We start from the raw sequence: 17,980 nt of genomic DNA, 5'->3' as shown, positions 1-17,980 counted from the left end.
GGATGCTCACGAAGGTTGTCGGCCCCATCGTGGCCGGTGCCGTGCTTGCCGGTGTCGGACTGTTCGGTCTCGTGTCGTCGCAGACGGCGCCGCCCGAGACCAACCCCGCAAGCCAGGAGATCATCACCTACGGCGACCGCTGACGCGGTCCACGCCGACCTCGCCGAGCGCTTCCTCGAAGCGCTCGGCGCTGTCGTCCCAGTCGAGCAGCCGCGCGCGGCGGGTGCCCTCCACCGACAGCCGCGTCCGCAGCACGTCGTCGGCGAGCAGCCGGCGCGTCGCGGCGAGGAGCTCCGAGCGGTCCGAGACGAGCAGGCCCGTCACGCCGTCGACGACGGACTCGCACAGGCCCCCGCTCTGGCGGTAGCCGATGGTCGGCGTCCCCTGGGCCGCGGCCTCCGTGACGGCGATGCCCCACCCCTCCTTGACCGAGGGCAGCAGCATCACCCAGGCGGTCGCGAGCAGCTCGTCGCGAGTCGGGTCGTCGACGTGTCCGTGGAACGTGACGCAGTCGGTCACGCCCAGTCGGCTCGCCTCGTCGACGAGGTGACTGCGCCACCACCCGTCGCCGAGGACATCGAGCCGTAGCCCGGGCACCTCCGCGCGCAGCTGCGCCAGCACCCAGAGGGCGTGCTCGATCTGCTTGTGGGGGACGAGCCGCGCGAGGACCACGAGGCGTGGCGAGGTCGACCTCGGGGCGGTCGGGGGCCGGCGACCGTGGTCCAGCCCGTTGCGGACCACGGTGACGCGCGCGCGTTCGACGCCGATCCGTGCGAGGTCCGCCGCCGAGTGCTCCGACACCGTCACGACCGGGACGGCGCGGTAGAGCAGTGGCGTCACGCGCGACTCGACGAACCAGCCCAGGCGTCCTCGCCAGTCCGGGTAGATGATCGCCCACTGCTCTCGGTGCAGGTGGTGCACGAGCGCGAGCACGCCGTGGCGGCGCAGCAGCGGTGACGCGAAGGGCAGGCCGTTGATGACGTCGACGACGACGTCGCGGTCGCGCCCCTCGCGCGTCAGCAGGTGGGCGAGCCCACGGACGTACACGGTGAGCCGCCCGCCGGACCGGCGGTGCGCGACGCCCGCGACGGTCTCGCGAGCCGGGGCCCCGGCATACGCCGCACTGCGCACGGTGACCTCGTGGCCGCGGGCCGCGAGCCGCCGAGCGATCTCCTCGACGTAGACCTCGGAGCCGCCCCCGTCCGGGTGTCCCGGGTCCCGCCAGGTGAGGAAGGTGACCTTCACGAGCGGGCGTCGGCCAGCAGGCGGTGGCAGAGGTCGAGGGGCAGGCCCTGCTGGCGGCTCATGGTCACGCCGAGCTTCTCGAACGTGCGGGTGCCGTAGAACGACGGGGAGATGCTCCCCGGTCGGGCGTCCCAGCTCGCGTCCCACTCGATGTAGGGGACGTATCCGACGAAGCCGCCCGGGGTCGACGTGACCTCGGCGAACCCCAGGTCGGTCGCGACGCCGATGCCCACGCGGAAGGTCGAGTCGCGGTAGACGGCGAACCATCCCCCGGCGTAGTTGCCGTCCTTCGTCGTGATGACGACACGGGCGTAGTTGTCGTCCTGCGTCTCGAGGTAGACGTGCCGGTCGACGGTGCCGTGGACGGTGAAGAGCAGCACGCGACCGTGACGCAGCCGCTCGCCGACCCGCACCTCGACGACCTGGGGGCGCGCCTCGACGACCACCCACGGCTCGTACGCGTCGCCGGTGTTGAGGTAGAGCGCGTCGCAGTCGCCGAGGACGTGGAGCTCGTCGGTGGCGCCCCGCGCGGGCAGGTCGTCCGACTGCGTGACCCGCCGGCTGAGGGCGGAGCCGGGTCCGCCGCTGACCGTGGCCTGGGTGGCCACGAACTCGCGCAGGTCCTCGCCGCGGTGCGTCGTCGCCGCGGTCGCCACCCCGGTGAGCATGTTGGCGGCGATGCCGAAGCAGGCCAGGACCGCGGTCGCGGTGAGCGCCGTGGCGCGCACGACCCGGGGGAGCCGTTCGAGCAGCCCCGTCAGGCCCCACAGGCCCACGGCGCCGGCCATGACGAGGACGGGGACGAACTCGCTCGTGTAGCGGTACGCGACATAGCCGTAGGCCATGACGCCACCGGTGACGAGCAGCCCGGCGAGCACAGCCGGGCGCAGCGCCCGCCGCTCGATGCTCTCCGTGCGGCGCAACAGCACGGGGAACGAGGCGAGCGTGAGCAGCAGCAGGAGCGGCATGAAGGCCGTGACGCTGCCCGTCCGGTAGAACTGGTCGAGGTACGCGCCGCCGTAGGCCCGCGCCGGCTCGCCGGGCAGCGTGACCCACGGGAAGTAGTCGACGAACCGCACCCCGTCGGGCCGGAAGTAGTTGACGAGCGAGGTCAGGAAGAACTGCGGTCCCGTGATGGTCCCGCCGTTGGCCGCGAGGGCGTCGCGCCGGTGCTCGTTGACCGAGGTCCACACCTGGTCCTGCAGCGGGAAGAGGTAGGGGTGGTCGAACTTCAGCTGGTTGTACGCGACCGCGACCGCGAGCGGCACCGCTCCGGCGAGGGCGACGATGCGCCAGGCCGGACGGCGCTCGGGCCCGTAGCGCCCGAGCGCGAGCCAGGCGCCGATGCCGAGGACCACGATGCACACGGCCCAGCCACCGGTGGTGCGGGTCAGGGCGCTCGCGAGGGCGAAGCCGCCGAGCCACAGCACGTGGGTCCGCGTCGGCTCGAGGACCGTGCGCACGATCCAGTAGAGGGAGCCGACGACGAGAGCCACCGCCCAGAGGTAGACCTCGTGGTAGACCCACGGGAGCGCCGCGTCGAACGTGAGCACCGTGCCGCCGGTCGCCGCTGCCAGGAACACGGCGGCGGCCACCGCTTCGAGGACCGTCACCGGACGCGTGCCCCGCAGGCACCGGTGCACGAGCCACAGCAGCAGCACCGTCATCACGGCGAGCACCACCCAGGCCAGGCCCATCGAGACGAGGCTGAGCCGGCCGGTGAACGCCTTGGTCAGCAGCAGCACCGGCACGCGGAGCAGGGCCGGGAACGGCGGGAAGTACATGTAGGTGCGGTCGTCGATGACGAAGCCCTCGATGCCCAGGCTGCCCCGGGGTACGTCGACCCGACCGTCGAGGAACGCCTGGGCCTGGAGGTCGAAGAAGTTCGACGCGTAGCCGAGGCTGACGGCCGTACGCGTCGGGTCGAGCCGGAAGTCGAACAGCGTGAGGTAGAACGCCAGGCCCCCGACGACGAGCCCGACGGCGGTGGCGACCTGCGCGCGCCGCTGTCGTAGCGCTGAGGTCAAACCCGCTCCAGGACGTAGAGGAACTGGTAGCCGAACAAGGTCGGCCACACGCGCGTGGCCGCGCGGTCGGTTGCGGCGACACCCTGGGCGACGGCGCCGACCGTGGTGTCCTCCCGGCCCCGTGCCAGGACGTCGACGGGTGAGCCGACGGTGTCGCGTGCCACGACACGCAGCCCGTTGGCGGTGACGAGCCGTTCGAAGCTGCGGCGGGTGAAGAAGCGGACGTGCCCCTGGTCCAGGGGCCCACGCTGGTCGTAGTCGAACCGCCCGACCGCGACGCGGCCACGGGGGTACCAGTGCCCGAAGTTGGGCACCGAGACGAGGATCCGGCCGCCGGGCGCCAGCGCGGCCGTCATGTCGTTCAGCAGGTGTGCCGGGTCGGTGACGTGCTCGAGCACGTCGGCGGCGATGACGACGTCGTAGGGTTCGCCGGTGTCGGGCAGCCCCTGCTCGAGGTCGGCCTCGACGAAGTCGTCGAGGCGGTCGGCCACGCCGTCGTGCTTGACGATGTCGACACCGACGACGTGGTGTCCCTGCTCGCGCACGAGCGCGCCGAACTGGCCGTCGGAGCACCCGACGTCCAGGACGCGGGCCGGGGAGCGGCGGCCGAGCCAGCCGAGGAGGCGACCGTGGGACGAGTGCGGTGAGGGCTTGAGCTCGTACGCGGTCTCGTCCAGCCCGGTCGAGCCGCTGCCGAAGCCCATCTGGGCCGCGCGGAAGCGGACGACGTCCTTGGTGACGTCGCGCGCGTACTTCATCCCGTTGACGTAGCAGATCTCGTCACCGTAGTACGTGGGGATCGGGACCTCGACGATGCGCTTCCCCGCGGCATGCAGCCCCAGGATGATCTCCGTGTCGAAGTCGAAGTCGTCGGAGTACGAGCCGAGGTCGAGGTCGGCGAGCGCGTCGACCCGGTAGGCGCGGTAGCCGCTGTGCCACTCGGTCAGCTCGAGACCGGTGAGGGCGTTCTGCATCGTCGAGAGGATGCGGTTGCCGACGTACTTGTAGGCCGGCATGCCACCGGCGCGGGCGGCGCCCCGGCGCATCATCCGGGAGCCGAACACCGCGTCGGCATCCCCGGCGAGCAGCGGCTCGACGAGGTCCTCGATGACCTCGGGGGCGTACTGCCCGTCCCCGTGCAGCAGCACGACGACGTCGAGGCCGTGCGAGATCGCCCAGCGGTAGCCCGCCTTCTGGTTGCCGCCGTAGCCGAGGTTCTCCGGATGGCGCACCACGGTGAGGGGGAGCAAGGAACCGCTCTGGTACGCCGTCGCCACCGCGTGCGTGTCGTCGACGCTGGCGTCGTCGCCGATGAGGATGTGGTCCACCCCGGAGATGAACGACTCGGGCAGCCGGTCGAGCACCCGCGCCAGGGTCGTCGCCGCGTTGTAGGCGACGACGAGGACACCGACGCGCTTGGGCGTGCTGGACGTGCGTGCGTGAGCTGGGGTGAGCACCGTTGACCTCCCGGGACGGTGCCCGAGGGGGCAGCCGACGACGAAACTTCGCGGAGTCTAGCGACTGCAAGTTACTCGCGGGAAATATTGTGCGATAGTTCCGCGCATGACAGCGCTGTCCCTCATCGACGTCGGGTCGCTCACGGCGGATCTCGACGAGACGTCGGCCCGGTACGCCGCCGCACCTCCCTACCCGCACATCGTCCTCGACGACGTGCTGACGCCCGAGGCGTTCGCCGCCGCGGTGCAGGAGTTCCCGGGAATCCGCGACCCCTTCTGGAAGGGCTACCTCCACGTCAACGAGACGAAGTACTCCAACACGCTGCCCGACACGTGGGGCTCGACCCTGACGGCCGTCGCCAAGGAGTTCGTGTCACCGGAGTTCGTCGACTACCTCGAGCGCCTCACCGGCATCGAGGGGCTGATCCCCGACTGGTCGATGGACGGCGGTGGCCTGCACCAGACGCTGCGCGGTGGCCACCTCAACATCCACGCGGACTTCTCCACGCACCACACGCACGAGAACTGGGCCCGCCGGGTCAACATCCTGCTCTACCTCAACGAGGAGTGGCAGGAGGAGTGGGGCGGACAGCTCGAGCTGTGGGACCACGACATGACGGCCGTCCAGGGCAGGGTCACCCCCAAGGGCAACCGCATGTTCGTCTTCACGACCTCCCACGACAGCTTCCATGGTCACCCGGACCCGCTGCTGTGTCCCGAGGACGTGGCGCGCCGCTCGATGGCGCTCTACTACTTCACGCAGGAGGAGCAGACCGTCCGTCGGGCGACGAACTACCGGGCGCGTCCCGACGACGGGGTCAGGAAGGTCGCGATCTGGGCCGACAAGAAGGCCGTCGACCTCTTCGACCGCGCCAAGCGCCGGCTCGGCGTCACCGACGAGACCGCGCAGCGCTGGCTGGCCCGCGTCGACCGCCTCCGCCGCAAGGGTTGATCGGCGGGTCGGCCCGGTGCGCGGTCAGCGTCGGGTCGGGGGCGCCGCCGGCTCGGTGTGCTGGGTGGGCTCGGCGGCTGCGGCGCGGCGCCGGTCCCACCGCGGGTGGGCGAGCCACGCCTGGAGCGGGCGCTCGACGAGCCGCTGGGCCATGAGCACGAAGGCGGCCGTGATCGCGAGGGCGACGACCGTCCGGGCGGGCCACGACCACGACGTCGTGTGCCGGGTGACCGCCCAGAAGATCGGGTAGTGCCAGACGAAGATCGCCATCGAGGCGTTGCCGAGGACGACGAACGGGCGCCAGGAGAGGGCGCCGCTGAGCCGGGTCGGGGCGGCCAGCGTCACGGCCGAGACCACGAAGGCGAACGCGGCGAGGTTGATGAGCACGCCCTGCCAGCGGAAGTACGTCTCGTCGTGGCCGGTGGTCAGCATGAGTGCGACCAGGCCGAGCAGGGCCGCGGGCATGAGGGCGGGTGCGGCTCGACGGATGCGGTGGCGGATCCACGGCATCGCCACCGCGGCGAGCGCGCCCCACAGCATGCCGTCCATCCGGGTCGTGGTGCGCAGCAGCGCGCTGTAGAGGCCCTCGTGGTCGACGACCCACGCCCGCCACAGCGTGACGGCCACGAGCGCGCCGGCCAGCAGCACGAGGAGCAGGACGCGACGTCGTCCGAGCAGCTTGATGACGACGATGAGCAGCACCGTCACCTGCAGGTAGACGCAGACGTACCAGAGGTGTCCGAGGTCGGGCCGGGCCAGCAGGGGGCTGTCACGCAGGAACCAGTTCCACGTGTAGGTGACGATGCGGACCGCGGACTGGCGCAGGTTGGAGCGGTCGTAGAGGTCGGTGTCGTCGAGCGTGTGGACGATGAGGACGACGGCGACGAGGGCGTAGACGTGGGCGCTGACCCTCGCCCAGCGCCGGACCGTCGCGGTGCGCGCCCGGAGCCGACCGGTGTGGTCGACCTCCCCGAGGAGCGAGCGCGTCAGCAGGTAGCCGCCGACGACGAAGAAGATCGTCACCGCGAGGTTGCCCGCGCGGAAGAGCCCGACGACCGGGGTGGTCTCGAGGCCGGCGGTCGGCCAGAGCGCCCATCCGTGCGAGAGCACGACGAGGAGGATGGCGATGCCGCGCACTCCGTCGAGCGGCGCGAGCCGTCGGGGTGCCGACGGCGCGGGGCCGTCCTTCTTCTCGGCGTTCATGGCCCGCACTGTAGTGACATCCGGGCGTCCGGGACACCGTGACGGCGGGTTTGCCGTCCGCGGCTCGGGCGCCGGCGGGAGGGTTGCCGAAACGTTGCACGACATCACGGACCACGCACGGGTCGCCGTGGGGTACTCGCTGGTAGGGTTTCGCCGAACTGAAGCCGGACGAAGCCCGAACGTGGGTCAGACGGCCGTCGACGAAGGGGTCGCTCGGTGCGCAAGGTCTTGAGCATCATCCTGCTCTTCCTGGGGTCCTTCCTGCTGGTGGGAGGCCTGATCGCCAGGTTCTGGGTCCCGGGCCAGGTCGAGAAGACCCCGCTCGACATCAACTCGGTGACGCGACTGACCGGCGACGCCCAGCTCTTCGACGGCACGGCGCTGCAGGAGACCCCGGTCAAGGCGACGAGCGTCACCCACTCCGACACGTCCAAGTCCGACGACTCCGTCGTCGTCATGGAGAGCTCGTCGTGCCTCGTGAAGGACCCCGACGGCACCGCCCCCGACTGCGTCTCGGCCGACGACCCCGACAAGCGACTCGTGTCCGCCGGCACGGACGTGTTCGCCACCGACCGCGTCACCGCGCTCGCCGTGAACGACTCGAAGTACCTACCCGCCGACGCGAAGAAGCACGAGGGGCTCATCAACAAGTTCCCCTTCCACCCGGAGAAGGCCGACTACAAGTTCTGGGACGGCCTGACCAGCCGCGCGGTCCCGGCGACGTTCCAGGGCGAGGAGGACCTCGACGGCGTCACGACGCACAAGTACGTCGTGCGCATCATCGACGGTGACATCACGATCGGTGAGGACGCCGGGAAGTACTCGACGGAGAAGACGATGTGGGTCGACGCCCTCACCGGCTCGATCCTCAAGCAGAGCGAGCACCAGACCCGGAGCATGGCCTCGTCGGGCCAGACCGTGCTCGACCTGACGTTCGCGTTCACCCCCGACACCGTGGCGAAGAACGTCGAGGACGCCAAGGCCAACGCGAGCAAGCTCAACCTGCTCACCTCGACCGTGCCGCTCGTCGGGCTCGTCGGCGGGGTCCTGGCCCTCTTCGGCGGCTTCGTCCTGCGCCAGAGCGATGCCCGAACGAGTGACGGGTCGCGACACCGCGTTCCGGTGGGCGCCTGACCGGTCCGACCGCCGTCCCGGCGCCGTCTCGGTGTCGGGACGCAGGCCGTCGCGGCAAGTCGTCGCGCCCGTCGCCGTGCCCGTCGCCGCGCGTCAGGCGGGCTTGCGACAGACGAAGATCGCCGTGCCCGGGATGACCCGACCGCGCAGGGGCGACCATCCACCCCACGGCTCTTCGTGGCCCTCGGGCCACTCGGGTTCGACGAGGTCGACGAGGACGAGCCCGGCCGCGGCGATCTCGCGCACGCGGTCGCCGACCGTCCGGTGGTGTTCGACGTAGGTCGCCCTGCCCTGCTCGTCCTGCTCGACGTAGGGCGTGCGGTCGAAGTAGGAGTGACGTGCCGTCAGCCCGCCGGCCCCGGGGTCGTCGGCGAACGACCACCGCACCGGGTGGGTCGTCGAGAAGACGAACCGTCCGCCGGGGCGCAGCACGCGGGCCGCCTCCGCCATGACGACGTCGGAGTCCGCGACGAAGGGCACGACGCCGTATGCCGTGAAGACCGTGTCGAAGGACGCGTCGGCGAAGGGGAGGGCACGTCCGTCGCACTGCGCGAAGGGGACACGGAGGGCCTCGTCCAGTCCGTCGGCGAGGGCGTCGTTGACGGCCACGCCCGTCGCGACCATGCCGGCCGACAGGTCGGTGGCCACGACCGTCGCGCCGTGGGCGGCGAGCCAGCGCGAGCACTGCCCCGAGCCGGCGCCGATCTCGAGGACGACCTGGCCCTCCGGGTCGCCGAGCAGTCCGGCGTCATCCTCGCGCAGGCGCTCGGGGCCCCAGACGAAGTCGGTGTCACCGAGGAACGACCCGTGCTCGACGTAGTACGACGTCGCCTCGCCGTCCCACCACGTGCGGTTGGCCGTGGCCGTCTCGTCCGGGGGAGCGGGACGGCGGGTGGCCTCGGTGGGCGTGCTCACGGCATACGTGCTCTCTTTTGACCGGCTGGTGACAGCGCGGATAGGATTGCCGTGCACATCCGTGTGCGCACGATCAATGTTGAACCTGTCCACAAGGCATCGGGGCAGCGGCCGTCAGGTCCGCCGCCGCGAGGTCCCCAATCTAACTGTCCACAATCGGAGTTCCTACTACATGACTGCCAACACGGTCGAGAAGACCGCGCCTGAGATCGCCATCAACGACATCGGCTCTCAGGAAGACATCCTTGCGGCGATCGACGCCACCATCAAGGACTTCAACGACGGCGACATCGTCGAGGGTGTGATCGTCAAGGTCGACCGGGACGAGGTCCTGCTCGACATCGGATACAAGACCGAGGGCGTCATCCCCTCGCGCGAGCTGTCCATCAAGCACGACGTCGACCCCGGCGAGATCGTCAAGGTCGGTGACGAGGTCGAGGCCCTCGTCCTCCAGAAGGAGGACAAGGAAGGCCGTCTCATCCTGTCCAAGAAGCGCGCACAGTACGAACGCGCCTGGGGCACGATCGAGAAGGTCAAGGAAGAGGACGGGGTCGTCACCGGCACCGTCATCGAGGTCGTCAAGGGTGGACTCATCCTCGACATCGGCCTCCGCGGCTTCCTTCCCGCCTCGCTCGTCGAGATGCGCCGTGTCCGCGACCTCCAGCCCTACGTCGGCAAGGAGATCGAGGCCAAGATCATCGAGCTCGACAAGAACCGCAACAACGTGGTCCTGTCGCGCCGTGCCTGGCTCGAGCAGACGCAGTCCGAGGTGCGCACGACGTTCCTCAAGGAGCTCCAGAAGGGCCAGGTCCGTTCGGGCGTCGTGTCCTCCATCGTCAACTTCGGCGCGTTCGTCGACCTCGGCGGCGTCGACGGTCTCGTCCACGTCTCCGAGCTGTCGTGGAAGCACATCGACCACCCGTCCGAGGTCGTCGAGGTCGGCACCGAGGTCACCGTCGAGGTGCTCGACGTCGACATGGACCGTGAGCGTGTCTCCCTGTCGCTGAAGGCGACGCAGGAGGACCCGTGGCAGCACTTCGCTCGCACGCACGCCATCGGCCAGGTCGTCCCCGGCAAGGTCACCAAGCTCGTCCCGTTCGGTGCGTTCGTGCGCGTCGAGGACGGCATCGAGGGCCTCGTCCACATCTCCGAGCTGGCCGAGCGCCACGTGGAGCTGCCGGAGCAGGTCGTCAACGTCGGCGACGAGATCTTCGTCAAGGTCATCGACATCGACCTCGAGCGTCGCCGCATCTCGCTGTCGCTCAAGCAGGCCAACGACCAGGCCGTCGCGGCGTCGGAGTTCGACCCGACCCTCTACGGCATGGCTGCCGAGTACGACGAGCAGGGCAACTACAAGTACCCCGAGGGCTTCGACCCGGAGACGAACGAGTGGCTCGAGGGCTTCGACGCCCAGCGCGAGAAGTGGGAGCGCCAGTACGCCGACGCCCACGCTCGCTGGGAGGCCCACAAGGCCCAGGTCGACGCCGCGACGAAGGCCGACGCCGAGGCTGCGGCCAACGCCGGCTCCGCGACGTCGTACTCGTCCGCGACCGGTGACGTCGCCGAGGCCGGCGACGCCGACCGTGCCGAGCGCGCCCCGCGCAACGCCCCGGCCCCGGCCGAGGGCACGCTGGCTTCGGACGAGGCGCTCGCCGCGCTTCGCGAGAAGCTGACGGGCAACTGACGCCAGTCACCCGCAACACCGAGAGCCCCGGACCGTCACGGTCCGGGGCTCTCGTGCGTCCGGCCCTCGGTCGCGGACGAGGTCAGTCGCGGACGGGTCCGTCGTAGTCGTAGTCCTCGAACCCGTCGTCCCAGTCGTCGGGTGCCTCGACGGCCGCGATGACGGTCCCCGAGGAGCGCCGCAGGGAGGGGCCGGGTCGGGCGGTGCTCGTCGACGAGCCGGTCACGGCCGGCGTCGGTGCCGGCTGCGGCGCAGGGGAGGTCTGGACCAGCCCAGGGCTCGGCTCCACCACGGCGGGCGGGTCCGCCAGGCGCACGGTGCGGCCCACGCGGCCGACCACGGCCGTGACCGGCCGCCCGACGAAGCGCTCGACGAGGTGGACGACGGCGGCCAGGAGGCCGAGGGCGACGGCGGTGCGTGCCGCCGGGGGCCAGTCCGGCGTGTGGCGCATCAGGAGCTCGAAGACAGGCACGTGCCACGCGAAGATGCTGAGCGACGCCACCCCGAGCCACGCGAGCCGGCGCTCCGAGAGGAGGCGGACGGCATACGCCTGCGGGTCGAGGGGGCTCGCGCAGCCGAGGACGAGCAGGGCGCACGCGACCGTGAGCACGATGCCCTGGACCTTGAAGTAGGCCCCGATGTCGTAGAACGCGCACGAGACCACGACGCCCACGACGACGAGGAGCGAGCCGCCCACCAGGGTCGCCGACTGGCGACGGAGACCGGCCCGGACCCTGCCCGGGAGCAGGTCGACGACCACGGCCGCCAGCGCGCCGTAGAGCAGCCCGTCCATGCGGGTCGTGGTCATGAGCGAGGCGACGAACCAGCCCTGCGTGTCGTAGACGTGCCAGCGCCAGACCGTGACGACCGGGATGGCCGCGGCGAGCAGGCCGGCCAGGAGCCGGCGGTGTCGCGCGAGCAGCAGGACGAGGACGAGAAGGACGACGTAGAACTGCAGCTCGATGCTGAGGTAGTAGAGGGGGCCGAGGTCGCTGCGGGCGTCGAGGGCGTGGTTGCGGACGTAGACGTTCCACCAGTACGTCGCCACGGCGAGCAGCGAGCTGTTCGTGGCGGAGCGGGAGTTCGGGTCGGTCGGGTCGATCTCCGCGACGACGGCGACGACCGCGAGCAGGAGGTAGACCTGCAGGCTGATCCTCACGAGCCGGCGGGTGAACGAGACCACCGGGCCGCGGAGCCCGTCGCGGGACCGGGCCGCGAGCAGGCCCCGGGTGACGAGGAACCCACCGACGACGAGGAAGATCGTCACCCCGATGCTCCCGGCGGCGAACAGCCCGTCGAGCGGGCCGAGGTCGGGGCGCAGCTGCTCCGGCCAGACCTTGCCGAGGTGCGACAGGACGACGAGGACGATCGCGATCCCGCGGAAGCCGTCGAGCACCGCGAGGCGGGACGCGCTGGCCGGGTGCTCCGGTCGGGTCGGCGGCGAGGTGTTCGCCGCCGCCCCCTTCGTGCTCACGGCTCGCCCGCCGGGGCGGCGGGCGACGTCGGGCGTGCCGTCCTGGCCGGCACCGGCCCGGGAGCGGTCTCGAGCCGGCGCGGCCGGAGGTGGGTGGCCAGCCAGATCCGGGTGGGCTCCTCGATGAAGCGGTGGGAGGACCACACGACGACGCCGAGCACGAGGGCGGCGACGAGAGTCCGGGTCGGCCACTGCCACGTGGTCGTGTGCCGGGCGACGAGGGCGAAGACCGGGAGGTGCCAGATGAAGATGGCGAGCGACGCGCGCCCGAGGTAGCCGAGCGGCCGGGTGGACAGGGCCCGCGACGCGACCGTGGGAGCGGGGTCGAGGAAGATCGTCGCCACGAGGATCCCGCCGACGAGCGTGAAGACGATGCCCCACTCGTGGAGGTACTGGAAGGGCGGGAGCTCCTGGAGGCTGCCGACGAGGACGACGAGGGCGACGGCGCTGGCGGTCATGGCATGCCCGGCCCGGTGACGCAGGGGCGCCAGCCACGGCAGCACCACCGCGACGAGCACGCCCAGCACGAGGCCGTCGGAGCGTGTCGTGGTGGAGCTGTGCGCGACGATCCACCCGTCTGTCGCGAAGACGTGGTAGCGCCACACCGTGATGGCCACGAAAAGGGCGGCGAGGGCGGCTGCGAGCGCACGACGACGGGCACCCAGCAGCACGACGACGAGTGGGAGCAGGAGGTAGCACTGCTGCTGGACGCTGAGGTACCAGAGGTGGAAGAAGTCGGGGCGGGCCTCGAGGAGGTGCTGCTCGGTGTAGGTGTTCCACGTGAAGGCCAGGACATTGAGCACCGACTGGTTCGTCGTGTGGGCGCTCGTCGTGTCGGTGGGGTCGATGCGGTGCAGCACGAGGATCGCGACCGTGAAGGGGACGAGCTGCACCCCGAGGCGCACCACGCGTCGGGCGTAGAAGCGCACCGGGTCGATGACGCCGAGCTCGCGCTCCCGCAGCAGGCCCCGCGTGACGATGACGGCGCCGATGACGAAGAGCAGCGACACGGCGCCACCTCCGAAGAAGCCGCCGAGGACCGGGACGGGGAGGACGAGGTCGGTGGGCCACAGGTTGCCGTTGGCGTGACCGAGCACGACGAGGACGATGACGATCCCGCGCAGCCCGTCGAGCGCGGCGATGCGTCGGGTCGACCCGGGGCCGACGGGTGTCGGTGGGGTCGTGGCGGGCGCGTCAGTGCGACCTGGTCCGGCAGTCACGCGCGTGAGACTACCCGGTGGTAGCCCGGGAGTGGCGGGGGTCGTCGAGGCTGCGGGACGGTGGGCGACGCGCCGAGGCGAGCCTGCTGTCTCAGGATGCAAGAAGGGCCTGAGCCTATTTCCGACTGGATTACTAGGAATTAAGTCCGTCGACAGTCCGTTGCCATGCTGGAAATCCATTGGGAGGCAAGGGAATACAAGGTTCCGACGGCGGGTGCGCACCCGGTCCTGGTGCCGAGGAAGTGCCCGATTCGGCGATTGACGGGTGCCACGCGCCCTTCGTAGTGTCGTCCACAGGTCAAGAGCTCCAGTGCCAAGCCCCGGCTCGCTGGACAGCAACCCTCCACCGCGGCGGGGTGCTCCGGGTGAGGACCAGGCCGTCGCCAGCAGGCGACGGCAAGCGCGGACTCGCTGTGGTCGGGTCCCGGACCGAGGAGCCGACATGGCGCGCACGACGAGCACCCACCTGGTGCTACGCCGCCACGTCGACCTGCTCCGCGTGTCCAGCGCGCTCTGTCGTCCCTGACGACGTCTCGGTCGCCGACTCCTCGGCCGGCCGGTCGGCGCCCATGGCCCCAGCGGTGATCCCGCAGGGACAGGCGCCAGCACGCACCCCACGCGGCGCACGCCGCCTCCCTGCCACCCGTCCCCGGTGACGGGTGCCCGAGCGATCCCTCCAGGAGCCCCACGTGCCATCACTCTCGACCGTCCGGCGCTCGGCGCCGACGGCACCTCCGTCGCCACGGGCGACCGAGCCCGTCCCGCCGACCGGCGCGGACCACCCTGCGACCCCACCAGCCCCGCACACCGTCACGCCGTCCGTCGACCGGCCGGTCCTCGCCGTCGTCCCGCGTCGCAACCCCTGGACGTGGGTCGGCGTCGCCGGAGTGGGCCTGCTCGTCGCGATGTTCGTCAACGGCCTGGCGACCAACCCCGGCTGGGACTGGCCGACCTTCGGTCGCTACTTCGCGACCGAGACCGTCATCCGGGCCCTCGGCACGACCATCCAGCTAACCGTCCTCGGGACCGTGGCCGGCTTCGCCCTGGGGCTCGTCCTCGCGGCGATGCGTCTCTCGTCCAACGCGTTCCTGCGGACCGTGGCGTGGGCCTACATCTGGGCGTTCCGGTCGATCCCGCTCATCGTGCAGCTGCTCTTCTGGTTCAACATCGCCTACCTCTACCAGACCATCAGCGTCGGCGTGCCGTTCGGCCCGTCCTTCGCCAGCGTCGAGACCAACGACCTCCTCGGGGCCCTCGGCGCGGCCGTGCTCGGCCTCGCCCTGCACCAGGCGGCCTACGCGGCAGAGATCATCCGCGGAGGCATCCTCTCCGTCGACGAGGGGCAGCGCGAGGCGGCGTCGGCGCTAGGTATCCCGCGGCGCCGTCAGCTCACGAGGATCGTGCTGCCGCAGGCGATGCGCTCGATCCTGCCCAACGCCGCGAACGAGGTCATCAGCCTCTTCAAGGGCACCTCGATCGTCTCGGTCCTCGCGATCCCGGAGCTCTTCTACCAGGTGCAGGTGATCTACGGCCGCAACTCCCGGGTCGTGCCCCTCCTGCTCGTGGCGACGGTCTGGTACATCATCCTCACGACGCTGCTGTCGGTCGGCCAGTACTACGTCGAGCGCCACTTCGCCCGGGGCAGCGCCCGTTCCCTGCCCCCGACGCCGCTCCAGCGGCTGCGTGCCCGGTGGGCCGGGTTCGCCACGCAGGCATCGCAGGCCACCCGTCGTCCCGAGCAGGCTGTCCGATGACCGCCGTCGTCGACCTGCGCGGCGTCACGAAGTCGTTCGGGGGCCACCGGGTGCTCGACGACGTCGACCTCGAGCTCGCCGAGGGCACCGTGACCGTCATCCTCGGTCCGTCGGGATCGGGCAAGTCCACGCTGCTGCGGACCATCAACCACCTGGAGAAGATCGACCGGGGTCAGGTGCGCGTCAACGGGACGCTCATCGGCTACCGGCAGGTGGGTGAGCGCCTGCACGAGCTGCCCGAGCGGGACATCCTGCGCCAGCGCAGCCGCATCGGCTTCGTCTTCCAGCAGTTCAACCTCTTCCCGCACCTCACCGTCCTCGAGAACGTCGTCGAGGCGCCGGTGTCGGCGCAGCGCCGGCGACGGTCCGAGGTGGAGGTCGAGGCCCGGGCCCTGCTCGCGCGGGTCGGTCTGGGGGACAAGGCGGCCGCCTATCCGCGTCAGCTCTCCGGTGGCCAGCAGCAACGGGTCGCCATCGCCCGCGCCCTGGCCCTGCACCCCGACGTCATCCTCTTCGACGAGCCCACCTCAGCCCTCGACCCCGAGCTCGTCGGCGAGGTCCTCGCCGTCATCAAGGAGCTCGCCCGCGACGGTGCCACCCTCGTCGTCGTGACGCACGAGGTCGGCTTCGCCCGCGAGGTCGCCGACACGGTCGTCTTCCTCGACGGGGGCCGCATCGTCGAGCAGGGACCGCCCGAGCAGGTCATCGACCACCCCGCCCACGCACGCACCCGCGCCTTCCTCGACCGCGTCCTCTGACGCCGCCCACCACCCCACCACCCCACCACCCCTCAGGCCGTACCGGCCATCCATGACTCGCACCCATCGGGTGCCGAGAGGAGTCCTCATGCCCGCACGTCCCCACACCGTCCACCGCCCGACGACGTATGCCGTCACCGCCCTCGCGGTCGCCGCCTCCGTCGCGCTCACCGGCTGCTCCGGAGCCGCAGAGGCCAGCTCGGGCGTTTCGGCCGACCCGGCCGCGGCAGCCGTCGCGGGCGTCAACACCTCGCCGGACCAGAAGCGCATCACGACCACGAAGGACGAGCAGGCCGCGGCCCTGCTGCCGGCGGCCATCCGGGAGCGGGGCACGATCACGGCCGCCAACGCCGGGGCGGGTGGCGGCACGCCGCCGCTCGTCTTCACGGCCGACGACGACAAGACCGTCATCGGCGTCGAGGTCGACCTCGCGCACCTCTTCGCCGACAAGCTCGGCCTCAGGGTCGAGACGCCCGCGACGAGCTGGGAGAACGTCTTCCTCGGCATCGACTCCGGTCGCTACGACGTGGCCCTGACGAACGTCACGGTCACGGAGGAGCGCAAGGAGAAGTACGACTTCGCGACCTACCGCAAGGACGACCTCGCCTTCGAGGCGCCCAAGGGCGGCACGTGGAAGGTCACGAGCGGCAGGGACATCGCCGGCAAGACCATCGCCGTCGGCTCCGGCACCAACCAGGAGAAGATCCTCCTCGACTGGAACGAGGCCAACATCAAGGCCGGGCTCGCACCCGCCGAGGTGAAGTACTTCCAGTCGCAGACGGACTACTACCTCGCGCTGTCGTCGCACCGGATCGACGCGTACTTCGGCCCCAACCCGAGCGTCGCCTACCACGTCGCGACCGCCGGGCAGACCGAGGCCATCGGTCACTTCTCGGGCGCCGGGGAGTCCCTGCAGGGACTCATCGCCGTGCTGACGAGGAAGGGCTCCGGCCTCGCCGCGCCCTACGCCGCCGCCATCAACTCGGCGATCGCCGACGGCAGCTACGCGAAGGTCCTCCAGCGCTGGAACCTCAGCACCGAGGGGCTCGCGAAGTCCGAGGTCAACCCGCCCGGCCTGCCCAAGACCGACTGAGCCACCCACACCACCCCAGGAGACGAATCATCATGCACCACAGCAAGACCCATGCGCCTGCTGGCCGCCGTGCGATCGTCGTCGCGGCCGCCCTCCTGTCGACCGTCGGTGTGCTCGGAGCCTGCGCCGACCCGGTCAGCACCGGGACGACGCAGGTGGACCCGAAGGCACTCGGCGACTCGAAGGTCCTCCCCGTCTCGTTCGACACCTCGGCGAACGCGAAGCGCCCGGCGGGCACCCTGCACCCGGAGATCGCCGCGACCCTGCCGGCCGACGTCAAGGCCAGGGGCACCCTGGTCATCGGCAGCGGCGGCGCGGGCGGCGGCATACCCCCTCTGGCGTTCACGGCCGACGACAACACGACGCCGATCGGGGTGGAGGTCGACGTCGCCCACCTCGTCGCCGACGTCCTCGGCCTCGAGGCCGACGTGCAGACGACGAGCTGGGAGAACCTCTTTATCGGCACCGACTCGGGCAAGTACCAGGTCGCGATCTCCAACGTCGGCGTCTCCGAGGAGCGAAAGGAGAAGTACGACTTCGCGACGTACCGGCTCGGGCTGCACGCGTTCGAGGCCAAGAAGGGCTCGACGCTGCAGGTGCGGGGGCCGGCCGACATCTCGGGCAAGAAGGTGGCCGTCGGGTCGGGGACCCTGCAGGAGGCGATCCTGCTGCGCTGGAACGAGGAGAACGAGAAGGCCGGACGCGCGCCCGCCGAGCTCGTCTACTACCAGGGCACGACGGAGTACTACCTCGCCCTCGACTCCGGTCGCATCGACCTCTACCTCGGCCCGAACCCGACCGCGACCTACCACGTCGTCACGGCGGGCAGGACGCAGATCGTCGGCACCGTGTCGTCGAGCTTCCCGATCCCCGGGAAGGTCGGTGTGCTGACGAAGAAGGGCAACGGCCTGGCCAAGCCGATCGCGGACGCCATCAACGCCGCCATCGCGGACGGCAGCTACGGCAAGGTCCTCGCCCGGTGGGGCCTCACCGCGGAGGCGGTGCCCGCCTCCGAGGTCAACCCCGCCGGGCTGCCCAAGCCCACCGAGACCTCGGCGAAGTGA

General features: G+C 71.0%; 16 protein-coding genes and 1 riboswitch. Of the genes, 9 read left to right on the top strand and 7 right to left on the bottom strand.

The genetic code is table 11. The features are described 5' to 3' along the window. Window positions 1-2: 2 nt before the first annotated feature. Complete coding sequence (locus ASD90_RS23575; protein WP_157610851.1) at window positions 3-143, top strand: hypothetical protein; 141 nt, start codon at window positions 3-5, stop codon at window positions 141-143. Here the strand turns inward: ASD90_RS23575 and ASD90_RS13560 are convergent. From ASD90_RS13560 to ASD90_RS13550, 3 genes are read right to left on the bottom strand one after another with little or no spacing between them, the layout of a single operon-like run. Next, window positions 124-1,245 carry a glycosyltransferase family 4 protein gene (locus ASD90_RS13560; RefSeq protein ID WP_056757296.1) on the bottom strand — a complete coding sequence of 374 codons (1,122 nt, stop codon included), beginning with the start codon at window positions 1,243-1,245 and terminating at the stop codon, window positions 124-126. The two genes, ASD90_RS23575 and ASD90_RS13560, sit on opposite strands and share 20 nt — an antisense overlap. Continuing rightward, window positions 1,242-3,272 carry a hypothetical protein gene (locus ASD90_RS13555; protein WP_056757293.1) on the bottom strand — a complete coding sequence of 677 codons (2,031 nt, stop codon included), beginning with the start codon at window positions 3,270-3,272 and terminating at the stop codon, window positions 1,242-1,244. The genes ASD90_RS13560 and ASD90_RS13555 overlap by 4 nt, the downstream gene beginning before the upstream one ends. Beyond that, on the bottom strand, window positions 3,269-4,729 hold the full coding sequence (locus tag ASD90_RS13550; RefSeq protein ID WP_056757290.1) for a bifunctional glycosyltransferase/class I SAM-dependent methyltransferase: 1,461 nt from the start codon (window positions 4,727-4,729) through the stop codon (window positions 3,269-3,271). Before ASD90_RS13550 ends, ASD90_RS13555 begins: the two co-directional genes overlap by 4 nt. 106 nt (window positions 4,730-4,835) lie before the next feature. Here ASD90_RS13550 and ASD90_RS13545 point away from each other — a divergent pair, with 106 nt between their 5' ends. Beyond that, window positions 4,836-5,681 carry a 2OG-Fe(II) oxygenase gene (locus ASD90_RS13545; RefSeq protein ID WP_056757286.1) on the top strand — a complete coding sequence of 282 codons (846 nt, stop codon included), beginning with the start codon at window positions 4,836-4,838 and terminating at the stop codon, window positions 5,679-5,681. A gap of 24 nt (window positions 5,682-5,705) precedes the next feature. Here the strand turns inward: ASD90_RS13545 and ASD90_RS13540 are convergent, their stop codons facing one another. Beyond that, the gene (locus tag ASD90_RS13540; protein WP_056757283.1) at window positions 5,706-6,884 is read right to left on the bottom strand and encodes an acyltransferase; all 1,179 of its coding nucleotides are present in this window, start codon (window positions 6,882-6,884) and stop codon (window positions 5,706-5,708) included. Between the two features lie 216 nt (window positions 6,885-7,100). Here ASD90_RS13540 and ASD90_RS13535 point away from each other — a divergent pair, with 216 nt between their 5' ends. Continuing rightward, window positions 7,101-8,018 (top strand): DUF3068 domain-containing protein, encoded by a 918-nt coding sequence (locus tag ASD90_RS13535; RefSeq protein ID WP_056757280.1) that lies wholly within the window; start codon window positions 7,101-7,103, stop codon window positions 8,016-8,018. 93 nt (window positions 8,019-8,111) lie between these two features. Here ASD90_RS13535 and ASD90_RS13530 read toward each other — a convergent pair whose 3' ends face one another. Then, window positions 8,112-8,933 (bottom strand): class I SAM-dependent methyltransferase, encoded by an 822-nt coding sequence (locus ASD90_RS13530; protein WP_056757277.1) that lies wholly within the window; start codon window positions 8,931-8,933, stop codon window positions 8,112-8,114. Between the two features lie 172 nt (window positions 8,934-9,105). On the opposite strand from ASD90_RS13530, the gene rpsA reads away from it, so the two are divergent. Next, window positions 9,106-10,617, top strand: a complete 1,512-nt coding sequence (gene rpsA, locus ASD90_RS13525; RefSeq protein ID WP_056757274.1) for a 30S ribosomal protein S1 — start codon at window positions 9,106-9,108, stop codon at window positions 10,615-10,617. A gap of 82 nt (window positions 10,618-10,699) precedes the next feature. Here rpsA and ASD90_RS13520 read toward each other — a convergent pair whose 3' ends face one another. Both ASD90_RS13520 and ASD90_RS13515 read right to left on the bottom strand, forming a co-directional pair. Then, the gene (locus ASD90_RS13520) at window positions 10,700-12,091 is read right to left on the bottom strand and encodes an acyltransferase (RefSeq protein ID WP_056757271.1); all 1,392 of its coding nucleotides are present in this window, start codon (window positions 12,089-12,091) and stop codon (window positions 10,700-10,702) included. Then, entirely contained in the window at window positions 12,088-13,311 is a 1,224-nt protein-coding gene (locus tag ASD90_RS13515; protein ID WP_056757268.1) for an acyltransferase, read from the bottom strand. Before ASD90_RS13515 ends, ASD90_RS13520 begins: the two co-directional genes overlap by 4 nt. A 296-nt stretch (window positions 13,312-13,607) precedes the next feature. Then, window positions 13,608-13,720: riboswitch (SAM riboswitch) on the top strand. Window positions 13,721-13,753: 33 nt separating this feature from the next. Here ASD90_RS13515 and ASD90_RS24740 point away from each other — a divergent pair. From ASD90_RS24740 to ASD90_RS13495, 5 genes are all read left to right on the top strand, one after another. Then, complete coding sequence (locus ASD90_RS24740; RefSeq protein ID WP_369791901.1) at window positions 13,754-13,837, top strand: putative leader peptide; 84 nt, start codon at window positions 13,754-13,756, stop codon at window positions 13,835-13,837. Between the two features lie 163 nt (window positions 13,838-14,000). Next, window positions 14,001-15,065, top strand: coding sequence for an amino acid ABC transporter permease (locus ASD90_RS13510; protein ID WP_056757265.1), 1,065 nt, complete (start codon window positions 14,001-14,003; stop codon window positions 15,063-15,065). After that, on the top strand, window positions 15,062-15,823 hold the full coding sequence (locus ASD90_RS13505) for an amino acid ABC transporter ATP-binding protein (protein WP_056757262.1): 762 nt from the start codon (window positions 15,062-15,064) through the stop codon (window positions 15,821-15,823). Before ASD90_RS13510 ends, ASD90_RS13505 begins: the two co-directional genes overlap by 4 nt. Window positions 15,824-15,911: 88 nt before the next feature. Then, on the top strand, window positions 15,912-16,916 hold the full coding sequence (locus tag ASD90_RS13500; RefSeq protein WP_157623178.1) for an ABC transporter substrate-binding protein: 1,005 nt from the start codon (window positions 15,912-15,914) through the stop codon (window positions 16,914-16,916). A 32-nt stretch (window positions 16,917-16,948) separates the two neighbouring features. Further along, window positions 16,949-17,980, top strand: coding sequence for a transporter substrate-binding domain-containing protein (locus ASD90_RS13495; protein WP_056757256.1), 1,032 nt, complete (start codon window positions 16,949-16,951; stop codon window positions 17,978-17,980).

Origin of the sequence: Terrabacter sp. Root181 (assembly GCF_001428505.1) — a bacterium.
Lineage (GTDB): Bacteria > Actinomycetota > Actinomycetes > Actinomycetales > Dermatophilaceae > Terrabacter.
This window is presented reverse-complemented; position numbering and strand designations above follow the sequence as displayed.

What these genes read in the sequence shown, in the direction of transcription:
- ASD90_RS13500 (WP_157623178.1), top strand. Translation starts at nt 15,912, where the DNA reads ATGCCCGCACGTCCCCACACCGTCCACCGCCCGACGACGTATGCCGTC.
- ASD90_RS24740 (WP_369791901.1), top strand. Translation starts at nt 13,754, where the DNA reads ATGGCGCGCACGACGAGCACCCACCTGGTGCTACGCCGCCACGTCGAC.
- ASD90_RS13495 (WP_056757256.1), top strand. Translation starts at nt 16,949, where the DNA reads ATGCACCACAGCAAGACCCATGCGCCTGCTGGCCGCCGTGCGATCGTC.
- rpsA (WP_056757274.1), top strand. Translation starts at nt 9,106, where the DNA reads ATGACTGCCAACACGGTCGAGAAGACCGCGCCTGAGATCGCCATCAAC.
- ASD90_RS13545 (WP_056757286.1), top strand. Translation starts at nt 4,836, where the DNA reads ATGACAGCGCTGTCCCTCATCGACGTCGGGTCGCTCACGGCGGATCTC.
- ASD90_RS13505 (WP_056757262.1), top strand. Translation starts at nt 15,062, where the DNA reads ATGACCGCCGTCGTCGACCTGCGCGGCGTCACGAAGTCGTTCGGGGGC.
- ASD90_RS23575 (WP_157610851.1), top strand. Translation starts at nt 3, where the DNA reads ATGCTCACGAAGGTTGTCGGCCCCATCGTGGCCGGTGCCGTGCTTGCC.
- ASD90_RS13540 (WP_056757283.1), bottom strand. Translation starts at nt 6,884, where the DNA reads ATGAACGCCGAGAAGAAGGACGGCCCCGCGCCGTCGGCACCCCGACGG.